Genomic DNA, 14,631 nt, shown 5'->3' on the forward strand with positions numbered 1-14,631 from the left:
GTAAAATACAGAAATATATAGGAAGTAAACGGCAAATGCGTGGTGTAAATAAAGTTATTTTAGTGGGTACTTTGGGTAAAGATCCGGAAACCAAAACTTTTGCAAATGGTGGCTCTCTCACTCAATTCTCGATCGCAACCAGCGATTCGTGGACAGATAAAAGTACCGGTGAACGTAAAGAACAAACGGAATGGCACCGTATCGTGTTGCATAACCGTTTAGGTGAAATTGCGCAGCAATATCTTCGTAAAGGTTCAAAAGTATATATTGAAGGTTCATTACGTACCCGTCAGTGGACTGACCAGAATGGTCAGGAACGCTATACGACGGAAATTCGTGGTGAACAAATGCAGATGCTAGACTCTAGCCGTCCTCAAAATGATCAGGGCGAGAGCAGTTTTAACCAGCCACGCTTTAATAACAATAATCAGGCGAACAACAACCAAGGCGGTTATGGCAATAACCCGCAATCGGGTTATGGTTCAGCACCACAGCAAGGCGGTTTTAACAACAACCAGGGCGGCGGTTATGGCAATAATAACCCGAGTGGTTTTGCGCCGAAATCTGCACCTGCTCCAACAGCAGCGCCTGCAGCAGATTTAGATGATGACTTACCATTTTAATTTATCAGAACGGTAAATCATCATTAAAACCCACCTGAATACGGTGGGTTTTTTATGTCTTGAAGATTAGTATTGATTTTGGGTAAGCCACTGATTTATTAAAATATTAATAAGTCTTAAAGCATGGCATTATTTTTGATCAGAACAGCTATGCATCGAGAAAATAAATAAGATGAACAATACTAATAGAAATTTATGATCTAAAAAAGCGATCATTTTTATAAAAACTTGCGGTTTTACCTATTTATGAATTTTTCGTATTCTAGCTTCACAAGATAAGTAATCCCAGAAATAAGCCAGAGGAAATATCTCATGAGTTTAATCAATACTGAAATCAAACCATTCAATGCAACTGCTTACCACAATGGTCAGTTCATCGAAGTTTCTGAGCAAGACCTGAAAGGTAAATGGTCAGTGGTGTTTTTCTATCCTGCAGATTTCACCTTTGTTTGTCCAACTGAATTAGGCGATCTTGCTGATCAGTATGCTGAATTCCAGAAAATGGGTGTAGAAATCTATGGCGTGTCTACCGATACTCATTTCACCCATAAAGCTTGGCATGATACTTCTGACGTGATTGGTAAAATCCAGTATCCATTGATTGGTGATCCAACCTGGACTTTGTCTAAAAACTTTGAAGTACTGATTGAAGCAGAAGGTCTGGCAGATCGGGGTACTTTCGTGATTGATCCAGAAGGTAAAATCCAGATTATTGAAATCAACGCGGGTGGTATCGGCCGTGATGCACAAGAGCTTCTTCGTAAAGTGAAAGCTGCACAATATGTACATGCGCACCCAGGTGAAGTTTGTCCGGCAAAATGGAAAGAAGGTGAAGCAACGCTAGCGCCGTCAATCGACCTGGTGGGTAAAATCTAATTCAAACCTACTTCTTTGAAGCAAAAAATCCAGCACAAGTTGCTGGATTTTTTATTTTTTTAGTTTAGAGATTTATGAATTCTAGACAAAAACATCATGCCATTTGATTTCTATTTGAGAACAAAATGAGAATTGAGGAATTGCACTCTATGCTTTTTAAGCGGCTTATGCGAGGCAATCAAGTAAGCGCAATACCCTGCTGCATGATTGACTAGGCCTGAAAACAAAGAAGCCTCTGCTTTCGCAGAGGCTTTTATTTTATAAGGCGCTGTAGTTTCTTGTCGTTTTAAACAATTTTCGCATAAACGCATCTGAATGGAACCGGATGAATTTATGGTTTTCTTATGCTGCGAATCATAGGTATTTAAAAAGTATTTGTCAACCAAGGATTATAAAAATGGTTAATTAAATTATTTGTTTTTAAAGCGAATTTTCAAGTTTTTAGATAAAAATACGAATAAAATCTTAGATTTGATGGCATTTTAACTAAGGCAGAAAAATGAATAAAAAGCAGGTGAAATTGAACAAAAAGGCCTTTACGAAAAACATATATTCTGGAAGATTTTAATAACCTGTTTGATTGGCGCATGGTACATAATTTCTGTAGTTTTTCAATGACGGATGATCAGTTTGGATATCGCAGTAATTGGTAGTGGCATGGCCGGACTGGCTACAGCCAGAATTCTCCAGGACGCAGGGCATCACATCACGATTTTTGAAGCACTTCCAGGTCGCGGCATGGACAGTCATAGCCTTGAATTTGAAGGGGGCCTGATTGACGCACCTTTACGTGTGATGAACCCCTATCTGTGGAAAAACACCCTGAGTCTAGCCACACATCTGGGCATTAAAACTTATCCGGTGCGGACCTATATGGCCTGCAGCTGGTTATTTGAAGATAAAACTGAAACCTGGCTGACCACATCGCGTAGCCGAATTGGCAATATCCCGATCATCAATAACCGGAAAGGCCTGCAACAATATGGCTGGCGTCTGGTCAAAGGCCTGTTGCAGTTAAAAGTTGCATTGACCAAATTCTTTAAATCGAAAAATCAGGACATCAGCCTGGCAGAATTTATCAATCGTAACGAGATTGAAGAAGTGTTCTGGCACGGTGCGGTGATGCCGGTGCTATATACCATCTGTACCTGCAATCCGAAAACCATTGGTGAATGGCCAGCTAAACCGTTGTTAATTTTTCTGCGTCAATTAACCGATGGCGATGCGTTACTGCGTCTGCAAGGCGGTACACCAGCGTTGGTCGATAAGCTGATTGAAGGCATTCAGATTGAAGACGGTTCAGCAATTACACTGGTACAAGAGCAGGGCGATCAGGTCAAAGTTGAAAATGCGGCCGGTTATTCAAAACTGTTTGACCGGGTGATTGTCGCGACACCGACCACCAAAATTGAGGAGTTCCTGGATCCGGTACAATTCGCCAGTGAAATTGAATTATTGAAGAAATTCAAATTCGAACAAGGCGAACTGGTGATTCATACCGATGCCAGCGTAATGCCGCCAAAACGTAAAGACTGGGCCGTACTCAGCTATATGATGGACCGTAAATTTACTCGTCAGCAATTTACCGTGTGGCTTAACTCGATTGAACCTTCTTTGGTTGGCAAGTCGGCCGTGTTTCAGACCTGGCGTCCGGTAACCGACATTGATCCGAAGAAAGTGATCAAATCGGTAATGCTGACACGTGCAGTCGTCGATGCTAATACGGTGGCACTGAATAAGGAATTGCAGCAACGTCATCTGGATGCCAACCGTAAGGTCTTCTTCTGCGGTTCATGGTCATGTGACGGTTTGCCGATTCTGGAATCGGCAGTGACCTCAGCGATGAAGATTGCAGAAATCTTTGGTGCGCCTTTACCATTTCAGGGTTTAAAACCTGTGGTTGAGGTTGCTCCGCAACTGGGTTATTAATCCATGCAATGGCTTCAGGCACTGCGTCAGCATCTTCCCCAGCACAAGTATGCAATTGATGCCGCTGTGTTGGGCGATCACGCGCAATTGCCCTGGAGCAATTTAGGGTATTGGCAAGCCGGTCAGCAGGATTATGCGGCTGCCTGTCGTATGCTGGCCGATCACCTTGCGCAAACTGTAAATTTAAATTCAAAAGATAAACTGCTGGATTTGGGCTGCGGTCAGGGCGCCAGCTTGCTGCACTGGCAGCAACATTATCAGGCGCAATATCTGGCCGGGGTTGAGCTGCAGGCTGCCTGTGTGGCTAATATTCAGCAACATTTGCCAGAACTGAATGCCATTTATCAGGCGTCATTTTTGCGTTTAAAAGAATTGCTGTTTTCCCAGCGTTTTGATGTGGTGCTATGCCTAGATGCGGCTTATCACAGCCCTGTGCCTGTATTCTTGGAGCAGGTCCGCAGTGTTTTAAATTCAAATGCGCGGATTGGTTTTCATCATCTGGTTTTGTCCGAGCGTTGGGAAAATTTAAATGCATTACAACGGCGTAAATATCAGTTTTTATTGAAATCTGCTGATGTGAATTTAAAAGATTTAATGACAGTGGGGGCACTATATGCCTTTCTGGATCGATTTGAATTTAAAAATATCCAGATTCAGGATCTGTCTGAACCGGTATTTTCCGGCTTTGCGGATTACGTGCAAAAAACTTTGAATTCAAAAGCATCAGATGATCAGGTTCAAGGCTCAAAACTGGATCATTTTAAAATTCAGATGACAGCGAAACTGTGCCGAAAATTATATCAGGAAGGGATCGTGAGATATGTGCAAGTGACGGCACAATCGAAGCACTAGAAAGTGCAAGAAGACTCAGCTGAAAATACCAAAACCCAGAACATCAAAGCCTCACTAAAAAGCGAGGCTAAGATATGGTGCCGGCACACGGATTCGAACTGTGGACCTACTGATTACAAGTCAGTTGCTCTACCAACTGAGCTATGCCGGCATGGTGGAGTGCATTTTACAGATTTTTTTTGGTCACGCAAGCCAAAAAATAACCGTTTAAACTGTTTCGGCAGGATTTGTTTATTTTGACCCGATGGATGAAAAGTTCTGTTTTGGGCTATGCGCAAAGAAATCGCCCATATGTGAAGATATGGGCGAGGGTGAAAGCACAGGATTGGTTCTGGATATGAGTCGGTTATAAGGTTTATCTGTTTTTCAGGATGCGATCTAATTCTTGTGCACATTCCTCTAAAGTAAAGGCCATATCAAACTGCATTTGAGGTTTGAGTTCTTGAGCGAGGCTTCTCCACTGTTCGATGAGTCTCAAGGCTTTTTGAATTTTATGTTTATTGATGTCCTTGGCAATAGTTGGGGTATAACCGCCACGTTTTGCATTTTTAATCTGTTTGGCATAGTTTGCGCTGTTATTCATGTTCGCTCTCCGAATAGCAGTGTATCTATTTTTTAACTTCAAATTTGAATGGCCCGGTTCATTTGGTTATTTCTTTCTATCCTGTGGTTTTTATTCTCCTTTTAGTTGATTTATAAGCAACATAACATAGCTTTGATGACAATAAAATTAAGCTATTTCTGTGCCAGTTTTTTGTTTGAGCAGATAAATAAAAACCTGAAATGAATAAGGACTAGAAACGGTACAATGCATCAGTTTTCTGGCTGATGAAAAATGAAAATTTTAAAAATAGAATTGAGCGTAAGTGTTCTGTTGCAAAAGATTTTTATGAACGAGGCTTGATATCAATTCAATGATTTGCATAAGGTGATTGATAATAATATTTTAAGATCTAAGCAGATGATTTTTTTTGCTGGATAGGATGATGGATAAAATTAAATATAAAAAACCCGAATCATGTGATTCGGGTTTTTAAATTCTGGCGGTGAGAGAGGGATTCGAACCCTCGAAACGCTATAAACGTTTACACACTTTCCAGGCGTGCTCCTTCAGCCACTCGGACACCTCACCATAGGCCGAGGATAATAGCGAAAAAAACCAGCTGTGCCAAGCTGAAACAATTGATTTGCAGAAAAACTTTTAATGCGGTGCTATGATTCGCAAAAATGCTTGTTAAAAAACGAAGACAATATATGCAAAGCACTGCACAAAAGGCAGCTCTCCCGGTGATTACACTGGCTGCGCTTGGGGTCGTTTTCGGAGATATTGGTACCAGTCCGCTCTATGCACTGCGCCAATGCTTCCTCACCGCACATCTCGCCATTAGCGAAGCTTCTGTACTCGGTATCCTGTCCCTGATTTTCTGGTGCATGATGCTTACCATCAGCTTTAAATATGTCATGGTAATCATGCGTGCTGATAACAACGGCGAAGGCGGGATTATGTCACTGTTGGCATTAAACCTGCGTACCACACGAATCTCTGATCAAAAGAAAATATTCCTGATTGCTTTGGGCTTTGTCGGTGCATCGCTATTTTTCGGTGACGGGATTATTACCCCGGCAATCTCCGTGCTCTCAGCCATTGAAGGCCTGAGTATTGCCACACCCATTTTCAATCAGTGGCTGGTGCCTTTGTCGATCGGGATTCTGGCCGGACTGTTTATGGTTCAGCGACACGGCACAGCCACTATGGGCAAGTTTTTTGGGCCTTTAACCATGCTCTGGTTTTTGTCCATTGGAGGTTTTGGTTTGTGGAGCATTATCCAGACCCCATTTGTACTCTGGATGGTGAATCCCTACTGGGCCTATCATTTTGTGGTCGATCAGCCTTATGTGGCTTTTCTGACCATGGGGGCAGTGATTCTGACCATGACCGGTGGTGAAGCGATTTATGCCGATATGGGGCATTTTGGCCGCCTACCGATTCGGCTGGCCTGGTTCATTATTGTCTTGCCATGTTTATTGCTGAATTATGCCGGGCAAGGCGCCTTGTTGCTGCGTAGTCCTGAAGCCCTGGCGAATCCTTTCTATATGCTGCTGCCAGACTGGGCCTTATTCCCTATGATTGGACTGGCGACTGCAGCTGCGGTGATTGCCTCACAGGCGGTCATTACTGGTGTATTTTCTATGGTCAATCAGGCCATTCAACTGCGTTATTTGCCGCGCCTGTCAGTCAAGCATACCTCTGCATTGGAGCGTGGTCAGATTTATCTGCCTTTCATTAACTGGATGCTGTTTATCTCGGTGCTGATCCTGATTTTACTGTTTGAAAATAGTGCCAATCTAGCCAGTGCTTATGGCGTCGCGGTGACCATGACCATGCTCTGCGGCACCATTTTGATCTCGATTCTGGCCTATGGCTTCTGGCGTTGGCCGGTCTGGAAAGTAGCTTTATTTGCTGTGCCATTCCTGGCACTGGATTTAGTCTTTGTGGCCTCAACCTCCTTGAAAATTGCTTCGGGTGGCTGGGTGCCAATTCTAATTGGTGCGGTACTGTTTACGATTCTCATGACCTGGAAAGATGGGCGGGCTTTGGTGCTGAATCGTCTGGAACAGGATGCCTTGCCGATTGATCTGTTTATTAAAAGTATTTCGATGGGGGAAGGCACCAAGTTTGTGCCAGGTGATGCCATTTTCCTGACCGGTACACCAAATATTGTCCCGCATGCCATGTTGCATAATATTAAGCACAATAAGGTCTTGCATGAACGCAATATCATGCTCACGGTGATTACCCGAGATATTCCTTTTGTCGACAGAAAGGAACGGATTGAACTGGAAAAACTGAGTGAGCATTTTTACCGGGTGTTTATCTATTATGGTTTTAAGGATCAGCCGAATATTCCGGAAGCTTTACAACAGGCCTATGAGCAATGGGATTTTGAATATGACCTGATGCAGATCAGTTTCTTTATTTCACGTGAACGGATTATGCATACTGTGGGTGAGGGCATGGCACCATGGCGGGAAAAGCTGTTTATTTCCATGCAGCGCAATACCAGTCCGGTCAGTGATTTCTATCAGATTCCACCCAACCGTGTGGTTGAGCTGGGTACCCAGATTCAGATGTAAATAAAAAGCATAAAAAAACCAGAGGCACACTCTGGTTTTTTTATGGGAGAAACAATAAATAAATGAGCTTCAGATTATTGCTCAAGTTCTACCGCAGCCGGCACTTCAGGTGCAGCATTCAAGGGTTCTTCCATCAGCACTGGCTCTGCATCAGATTGAGCTGCAATTTCAGTTTGTTCATTGCTCACATCTGCTTCAGTCACAGCCGCTTGTTGCTGTGCTTCAGGCATCGGTTGTTCTGAAGCAATAGCTGCTTGCTGTTGCTCTTCAGACATTGCTGGTACAGCTGCTTGTTGTTCTTCCAGTGTTGGTTGTTGTTGAGGCGTCGTCATAGACGTGCTGGCTTCTACTTCTGATTCAGTGGCTGGTTCAACCAGATTGGCCGGCACCTCTGCTTCATTCATACCTGGTTCTGTGACAGGTGGTTGAGGAGAAACAGTACCTGAATTTGGTACCTGAGTCATTGCTGGATCATTGGGCATTGGTGCCTGTGTGTTTGGCATGGCTGGTTGCGGTGCTGCTGCACGCGGATCGACCAGACGAATCTGACCAGAGTTCACCAAGCTTTCTAAAGAGGCTTCCTGACCATTCACCTTGGTACTAATTTTAGCTTTAGACAAGCTTTCAAGTGTTTCACCTGGTTGAACTGGTGGCTCGGCAAATGCCGCTACGCTGATCACACTTGTGAATAATCCTAAACCTAATGCTTTAGAGAGTTTGGAATTCATGATTGACACCATTGCTAATAATTTTACGAATTGAGATAGGCCGTTAGCTTTACATACTCAATTCACTGGGCCAAACAAAGCTACGCAAACACCGAGAAACCTCATTTAAAAAGAAATAAAATTAGACAGTTTGTTACAACTAGCCGGGGTTTTAGATACTTATTGTTTATTTAGTAAACGAATGGTAGGGCCAAGATATACTTCACTTATACAGCTTGTTAAGCTCGGTCAAAATCTGTATTGATCTAAAAAGTACGTGTAAGAATGGCCAAGAAGCAGCGTAAATCCAAGAACTCTTTTTCTCAGTTTTTAAATGATAATAGTATTAAAGTCATTCTGGGCGTGGTGGCTTCGAGCAGCTTCGCCATCGCTTTTGGTCAGGAAAAAATCAGTCAGTGGGTGTCACTATCCTCTTCCAGTGATTCTGCCTGTCTGAACCAGTTTTATCGGGATGTGCCGCCATATTTGATGAAAGACAGCCTGAAAAAAGACAGCTATTCGCTGTGTTTTAATGGCTTTAATGTCGGTTATTCCGGGGTATCTAAAACGCCACTTTGGGTTGCAGAAGCCTTAACGCCAGCACGCTTAAGCCAGAAAATTCCCCGTGAAGATAATTTTCATGAAGAAGATCGGGTCAGTGCGAAGCATCGTGCCACATTGGCGGATTATCGTGGTTCAGGTTATGACCGCGGTCATATGGCGCCGAATGCGGATATGCCTAACAAGGCCACGCAGTCTGACAGTTTTTCACTGGCCAATATGGTGCCGCAAGCGCCCAAGAATAATCAGCAAGTCTGGCGAGAGCTGGAAGAAGCCACCCGTGCCATTGTGACCAAGCAGAAACAGGATGTTTATGTGGTGACAGGGCCTGTCTTTGCCGGGAAGAAGCTGAAAACCATTGGCAATGGCGTGATCGTGCCAACCGCGGTCTATAAGGCGGTTTATATGCCGAAAACCGGTGCTATTGGTGCTTACTATGCACCGAATGACAATTCACTCAAAGTACGTATTGTCAGTGTCTGCTATCTGGAAGAACAGCTTGGAATTAACCTGTTTCCGCAGCTTACCGAAGAGCAGAAGCGCAATACCTATAAGCTACCACTGACCGGAAATGCCGTAAAAGCCAACCAGAAAATTGAATACTCCAACTGGGATGCAGAAAGCCAGTGTGCCGAAGAGGTTTCTGAAGAAAACCTGCAGGCATTACAACGCGAGTTTAAGTCTTCTGGTTCTGGCAGCTCGACCTCCTCAGCGACTGGTGGCGCGATAGACAACGCGACACAAGATGCCATCGTAAAACAGCTGATTGATGCCTTGTTGCAATATATTTTGCAGCTGTTGAAATAAGCTTGCTGAAAAAACCAGGATTCGGGTAGCATCGACATCAGACGTTCATTGAAAAATAACAAAGACAGGTGAAGAGGATATGTTTAAAGCGTTTGAAAATGGCAGCGAATCCCATGCCATTCATGATCTGACTTTGGAAAATGATCTGGACTGCGTCAGCGTGTATGGTAACTTGCAAATCACCAAGGATCAGCAGGGACTGAAAGTGGCCAAAGCCTTGCAGGCTTTTTTGAATGATGTGGTGCAACAACTGGAAAATACACCGGATTTGCCAGAAAAAATTCAGCGTGATGACCTGGATGAAATTGAAAATCCATTTTTATAAGCGTTTTTAAACGCGATGATCTGCATGTTCCATGTAAAACATGCAGAAAAATAGAATCTAGAAATCATGGCTTTTTAGATGGCTTTTATTGAAAAGCCTAATTTTTTTGCTCCCGCAATATCTCCAAACACCAGCCAGAACGTGCCGAGTAATTCGGCAAGATATTTATCCATATTTTAAGCCCTTATTTTTATATTTATCATCAGGTCATAGGGGGAAGGGATTTAAGTCATGAACGCTGCTTGAAGCCCGTATATCAAACCAACATGCTGGTGGTTTAAGCAGCTGACATATTCTGTTGGCGCCACTGCTGCGGCGTTAGTTGGGTCCATTGCTTAAAGGCACGCTGAAACGCACTCTGTTCAGAATAACCGAGTAACATGGCAGTTTCCTGCAAACTCAAGTGCGGATCTTTCAGATATTGCATCGCCATCATGCAGCGGATTTCCTGCATACATTGCTGATAGGTTTTGCCCTGTTTCTGCAAATGGCGTTGTAACTGACGCACGGAAAAATTCATCTGCTCGGCAATATGCTCGATCTGGAACAGGTTTTTTTGCAGGCCAATCAGAATTGCCTGTTGCAGTTGCTGATCAATGAGGGTGGAGTGCGGAAATTTTTCTAGCAATGCTTTGGCCTGTTGCATCAGCAGTTTCTGCAAGGTCTGGTCGCCCTGTTTCAGCGGTCTGGACAGTTCACTGACATGCATCAATACCTGATTTCTGGCTTGAGAAAAGCGGACTTTACAGCCGAAATACTGCTCATAGAGTGCAATATTTTTAGGCATTGCATGCTGGAAATGCACTTCATATAACTGAACCCCGTGCGGGTTCTGAACATTGGCTTTCACGAATTCCGTCATTAGCGCAATCGCGATTTCATCGGTCAGTTGGGTATTCAGATGAAAGGGAACTTCAACCCAGCCAATCGACAGATAATCGCCTTGCCACTGCAGCTGAAGGGGGCCACCATCATAAATCAGACGATGATAATCATGATAGCGCATAAAGGCTTCACCCAAGGTCTCACTTGAGAGTGCCAGATAGCCAATAATACCGAGGTGTTTAGCTTCAACCAGCTGGGCGATTTCTAGGCCTAAAGCCGGTCGCTGTAGCTGTTGATCAAGTGTTGTTAACAGATCACGCCACAGGGCGAAATCAAAGCGTTCCAGATTTTGAATGGCCAATAATTTCTCAGGGACTTCAAGCTGTTTCAACTGATAATAGTCCAAAAGTAAATGTCCTAAACCACCGTATACTGAACCTACGTAGTTTTTTAGAACCAGCATTTTTAATTCTTTTATTTTGTCGTATTTTGTCAATCATATTGAATATTTTGGTCAATATCTAGTCTTTTATTTAGCCTATATTAAAAATAGACCAAGAGGTAAAAGATTATGTGGAAAGGTTTTCTGGCAGGACTCGTCGTCGCAAACGGATTTGAATGGTTTGCGCATAAATATGTATTGCATGGTGTGCATCGGCCGGGACAGAGCCGTTATAGTCCGGTACCCGAGAGTATGCGCTCACACTGGGAGCATCACCGGATTGTGCGAAAAGCGGAATTTTCCGATTTCGGCTATGTAGAAGGACTGGACAACTGGCGTACCCGCAATGAAATTGCCTCACTGGCAGTCGTCGCGACCGTTTTTGGACTCAGTTTTTATCCCTTTTCCAAAGGCATGACCCTGGCTACCCTGTATAGTGCAGGCAACTATTATTATTTACATCGCCGGGCGCATCTGGAGCCGGAATGGGCTAAAAAGACACTGCCTTGGCATTATGATCACCATATGAATAGCAATCAGGATGCTAATTGGTGCGTGACCAAGCCCTGGTTTGACTATCTGCTCGGTACCCGGGTGATTTCCTCGGCAGATTTGCAGGAACAGAACCCTTTAGGTTTGAGCTTGCCTGCGCCGATCTCGAAAAAACTGAACCGCTGGTCAGAACAATATTTTCCGGTTAAATGGGCGGGAGCTTCTACTAAAATAACGAAAAATACTGCAAAAAATATGGCAATGAAGCAGTTAAATACGTAGGTCGTGGAATAAGACAGGGCTTTGTCGTGATTTGTCAATAAAATACGATTGTATCGTCAATATTGTCCTGCGGATTTCACTTATAGTTGCTCACGTCGGTGAGCAAAGCCTTATACTGATGATGTTTCTGGGGGGGATGAGTTCTTTTGAATACCAAGTGCTGTAGTCTTATCTTGGTTTTATAAGGAGTCGAAAGACTCCTTTTTTTTGTCCCGTATTTGCTGTGTTGTTTTATTTAAGGCATAAAAAAAGAGTGTTTATAAAAACACTCTTTAATTAAATCATCATCTAAAACGGCTTAAAGGCGCATTTCAATACCTTGGGCTGCCATATAGGCTTTGGCTTCCGGAATGGTGTGCTGGCCAAAATGGAAAATTGAAGCTGCCAGTACTGCATCAGCACCACCATGGATAATGCCGTCCGCCAAATGCTGTAAATTACCCACACCACCAGAAGCAATCGTCGGTACCGTGACGCGGTCATTGATGGCACGCATCAGGGCAATGTCGTAACCGGCTTTGGTGCCATCGGCATCCATCGAAGTAATCAGTAATTCACCTGCGCCGAAGTCAGCCATTTTCACAGCCCATTCAATCGCATCAATCCCGGTTTCTTTACGGCCACCGTGGGTGAAAATTTCCCATTTGTGGTCGCCAGTTTTTTTGGCATCAATTGCAACAACGATACACTGTGCGCCAAAGCGTTGAGACGCTTCCTGCACAAACTCGGGATTATAAATCGCAGCCGAGTTGATGCTGACTTTGTCTGCACCGGCATTTAGCAATAAACGGATATCTTCGACTTTACGGACACCGCCACCGACAGTCAGGGGGACAAAAACCGATTCGGCCATGCGCTCTACGGTACGATAAGTCGTGTCGCGTCCATGATGTGTAGCGGTAATATCAAGGAAAGTAATTTCATCGGCACCTTGTTCATTATAACGGCGCGCCACTTCGACCGGGTCACCCGCATCACGAATATCAAGGAACTGAACACCCTTGACCACACGGCCGTTATCCACGTCCAGACAAGGAATAATACGTTTAGCTAGCATAAATTTTTCCAATTATTACAGCCGATTATGAAACTCACCCACGCAAGCGCTACACCTTGGCAGATGGAAACGGTATTCTAGCAAAATTATGTAAGTTTTTTCGCAGGTTTTCTATGTCGGTTTATACCACTTTGACTTTAAAGGAAGTTCAGGATTTTGCAGCGCCTTATGGTTTAAAGGCGATTGATCTGATTCCCATTCAAGGCGGTATTCAAAATACCAACTACTTTTTAGTCTGCGAAGACCAGCAATATGTGCTGACCGTATTTGAAGATATGGATGAACAGGCAGCAGGTGAGCTGGTTCCTGTTTTAGAACATCTGGGTCACGCCGGGTTGGCCGTTCCAGTGCCTTTATCCCATTCAGGCAAAGCCATTCACAGTATTAAAGATAAACCGGCACAGATTGCACCACGCCTGATGGGTGAACATCCGATGCCATCTACCGTCGCGCAGGTTGAAGCGATTGCAGTGGCTCAGGCGAAAATGCATGTGGCACTCAAAGACTTTAAATTAGAACGTAATTTTGTGCGTGATCATGCCTATTGGCTGGCCGTTTCTCAAGAGATTAAACCAAGTTTAAGTCCGGCAGATAAAGTCTTGCTCGGTAAATTATTAGGTTTATATGAGGCGTTGACGGCGGTATATCCGGATCGTCCACGTGGTTTCATTCATTCGGATCTGTTCCGGGATAATACCTTATTTGATGGCGATCAGCTGAATGGCATTCTGGATTTTTATGAGCTGAATAAAGATGAGTGGTTGTTTGATATCGCCATTACGTTAAATGACTTCTGTACCGAATATCCTGACGTAATCTTAAACGAAGAAAAAGCGATTGCCTTTTTAAATGCCTATGAAACGATTCGTTCTTTAACCAGTGATGAACGCGCCTGTCTGGAATTGTATCTGGCCATGGCGGCAGGACGGTTCTGGATGATGCGCCTGCAGGTGGCTCAGCGTAATGCAGCATTAGGCCGGACGGGCGAAGATATTTTGCAAAAAAATCCGGATGAAATGCGTAATATGCTGATTGAACGCTTAAAATTCGTCACCGCTTAAACAATCAAATCAAAAGGGATAGGGGATATGCGCGATCAGGGACGTTTGGTGGAATGGTTTGATGAACAAGGCTATGGTTTCATTCAGCCCAGTGACCCAGCCAAAGATCGTGTATTTCTGCATATCAAGGATTTTGCCAAGCCTGGCCCACGGCCAATCGTGGGCTGTGCGCTGGATTATCTGGTCGTTCTGGATGAACGCGGTCGTTATCGCGCACAGCATGTGATGTACCTGAAAGCAGCTCAAGCCAAAAGTCTGCAAGCAAAATTCAAACCGTCCAAGCCACAGCAGACACAGAAATTACAGCCGATGCAGATTGCCTGTGTACTCTATATTCTCTTTCTGGTGGTTTTGACCTTGGGTGGTTTACTGAGTGGATTGGTGTTGTTACTGGTCAGTCTGATGAATGCGCTCAGCTACTGGCTCTATGCGCAAGACAAGGAAGCAGCACAGTTGGGTAATCGCCGTATTCCGGAAAATACCCTGCATCTGGTGGCCTTCTTAGGCGGCTGGCCGGCAGCCTGGCTGGCACAGCAGAAATTACGGCATAAAACACAAAAACAACCTTTCCGGCAGATATATTTTTGTACCATAGCCTTTAACATCATTTTAATTATATGGCTGATTTCCCCATTGAATAGTTTAAATATCTAGGGG

14 protein-coding genes and 2 tRNA genes are annotated in these 14,631 nt (G+C 44.0%); 10 read left to right on the top strand and 6 right to left on the bottom strand.

The window, feature by feature from the left end:
* Positions 1 to 35 precede the first annotated feature (35 nt).
* From ssb to F893_RS03600, 4 genes are all read left to right on the top strand, one after another.
* Positions 36 to 623: a single-stranded DNA-binding protein gene (gene ssb, locus F893_RS03585; RefSeq protein ID WP_004281391.1), complete on the top strand. Its 588-nt coding sequence runs from the start codon at positions 36 to 38 to the stop codon at positions 621 to 623.
* Between the two features lie 312 nt (positions 624 to 935).
* Positions 936 to 1,499 carry an alkyl hydroperoxide reductase subunit C gene (gene ahpC / locus F893_RS03590; RefSeq protein WP_004278673.1) on the top strand — a complete coding sequence of 188 codons (564 nt, stop codon included), beginning with the start codon at positions 936 to 938 and terminating at the stop codon, positions 1,497 to 1,499.
* Between the two features lie 621 nt (positions 1,500 to 2,120).
* Positions 2,121 to 3,428 carry an FAD-dependent oxidoreductase gene (locus F893_RS03595; RefSeq protein ID WP_005250386.1) on the top strand — a complete coding sequence of 436 codons (1,308 nt, stop codon included), beginning with the start codon at positions 2,121 to 2,123 and terminating at the stop codon, positions 3,426 to 3,428.
* A gap of 3 nt (positions 3,429 to 3,431) precedes the next feature.
* On the top strand, positions 3,432 to 4,280 hold the full coding sequence (locus tag F893_RS03600; RefSeq protein ID WP_005250388.1) for an SAM-dependent methyltransferase: 849 nt from the start codon (positions 3,432 to 3,434) through the stop codon (positions 4,278 to 4,280).
* A gap of 75 nt (positions 4,281 to 4,355) precedes the next feature.
* Here the strand turns inward: F893_RS03600 and F893_RS03605 are convergent.
* The 3 genes from F893_RS03605 to F893_RS03615 all read right to left on the bottom strand — a co-directional run bounded on the left by F893_RS03605 (position 4,356) and on the right by F893_RS03615 (position 5,412).
* A tRNA-Thr gene (locus F893_RS03605) sits at positions 4,356 to 4,431 on the bottom strand.
* Positions 4,432 to 4,635: 204 nt separating this feature from the next.
* The gene (locus F893_RS03610) at positions 4,636 to 4,863 is read right to left on the bottom strand and encodes a hypothetical protein (protein ID WP_004647282.1); all 228 of its coding nucleotides are present in this window, start codon (positions 4,861 to 4,863) and stop codon (positions 4,636 to 4,638) included.
* Positions 4,864 to 5,321: 458 nt separating this feature from the next.
* Positions 5,322 to 5,412: transfer RNA gene (locus F893_RS03615), tRNA-Ser, on the bottom strand.
* A 122-nt stretch (positions 5,413 to 5,534) separates the two neighbouring features.
* Here F893_RS03615 and F893_RS03620 point away from each other — a divergent pair.
* Positions 5,535 to 7,415, top strand: a complete 1,881-nt coding sequence (locus F893_RS03620) for a potassium transporter Kup (RefSeq protein WP_005250390.1) — start codon at positions 5,535 to 5,537, stop codon at positions 7,413 to 7,415.
* Positions 7,416 to 7,489: 74 nt separating this feature from the next.
* Here the strand turns inward: F893_RS03620 and F893_RS03625 are convergent, their stop codons facing one another.
* Positions 7,490 to 8,143, bottom strand: coding sequence for a hypothetical protein (locus tag F893_RS03625; RefSeq protein WP_005250393.1), 654 nt, complete (start codon positions 8,141 to 8,143; stop codon positions 7,490 to 7,492).
* Between the two features lie 264 nt (positions 8,144 to 8,407).
* On the opposite strand from F893_RS03625, the gene F893_RS03630 reads away from it, so the two are divergent.
* Together F893_RS03630 and F893_RS03635 are read left to right on the top strand one after the other, a co-directional pair.
* Entirely contained in the window at positions 8,408 to 9,490 is a 1,083-nt protein-coding gene (locus F893_RS03630) for a DNA/RNA non-specific endonuclease (RefSeq protein ID WP_005250395.1), read from the top strand.
* Between the two features lie 79 nt (positions 9,491 to 9,569).
* Entirely contained in the window at positions 9,570 to 9,815 is a 246-nt protein-coding gene (locus F893_RS03635) for a hypothetical protein (RefSeq protein ID WP_005250397.1), read from the top strand.
* Between the two features lie 277 nt (positions 9,816 to 10,092).
* On the opposite strand, the gene F893_RS03640 is transcribed toward F893_RS03635, so the two are convergent.
* On the bottom strand, positions 10,093 to 11,103 hold the full coding sequence (locus F893_RS03640; RefSeq protein ID WP_005250402.1) for an AraC family transcriptional regulator: 1,011 nt from the start codon (positions 11,101 to 11,103) through the stop codon (positions 10,093 to 10,095).
* Between the two features lie 108 nt (positions 11,104 to 11,211).
* On the opposite strand from F893_RS03640, the gene F893_RS03645 reads away from it, so the two are divergent.
* A complete protein-coding gene (locus F893_RS03645; protein WP_005250404.1) occupies positions 11,212 to 11,856 on the top strand; it encodes a hypothetical protein in 645 nt (214 codons plus the stop codon).
* A gap of 298 nt (positions 11,857 to 12,154) precedes the next feature.
* On the opposite strand, the gene hisF is transcribed toward F893_RS03645, so the two are convergent.
* Positions 12,155 to 12,913 carry an imidazole glycerol phosphate synthase subunit HisF gene (hisF, locus tag F893_RS03650; protein WP_004647284.1) on the bottom strand — a complete coding sequence of 253 codons (759 nt, stop codon included), beginning with the start codon at positions 12,911 to 12,913 and terminating at the stop codon, positions 12,155 to 12,157.
* A gap of 113 nt (positions 12,914 to 13,026) precedes the next feature.
* Here hisF and F893_RS03655 point away from each other — a divergent pair, with 113 nt between their 5' ends.
* Together F893_RS03655 and F893_RS03660 are read left to right on the top strand one after the other, a co-directional pair.
* Positions 13,027 to 13,974, top strand: coding sequence for a homoserine kinase (locus F893_RS03655; RefSeq protein ID WP_005250406.1), 948 nt, complete (start codon positions 13,027 to 13,029; stop codon positions 13,972 to 13,974).
* 27 nt (positions 13,975 to 14,001) lie between these two features.
* Positions 14,002 to 14,628, top strand: a complete 627-nt coding sequence (locus tag F893_RS03660; RefSeq protein ID WP_005250407.1) for a DUF1294 domain-containing protein — start codon at positions 14,002 to 14,004, stop codon at positions 14,626 to 14,628.
* Positions 14,629 to 14,631: the final 3 nt, after the last annotated feature.

Source organism: Acinetobacter sp. CIP 102136, assembly GCF_000369685.1.
In the GTDB taxonomy this organism is placed as follows: domain Bacteria; phylum Pseudomonadota; class Gammaproteobacteria; order Pseudomonadales; family Moraxellaceae; genus Acinetobacter; species Acinetobacter fasciculus.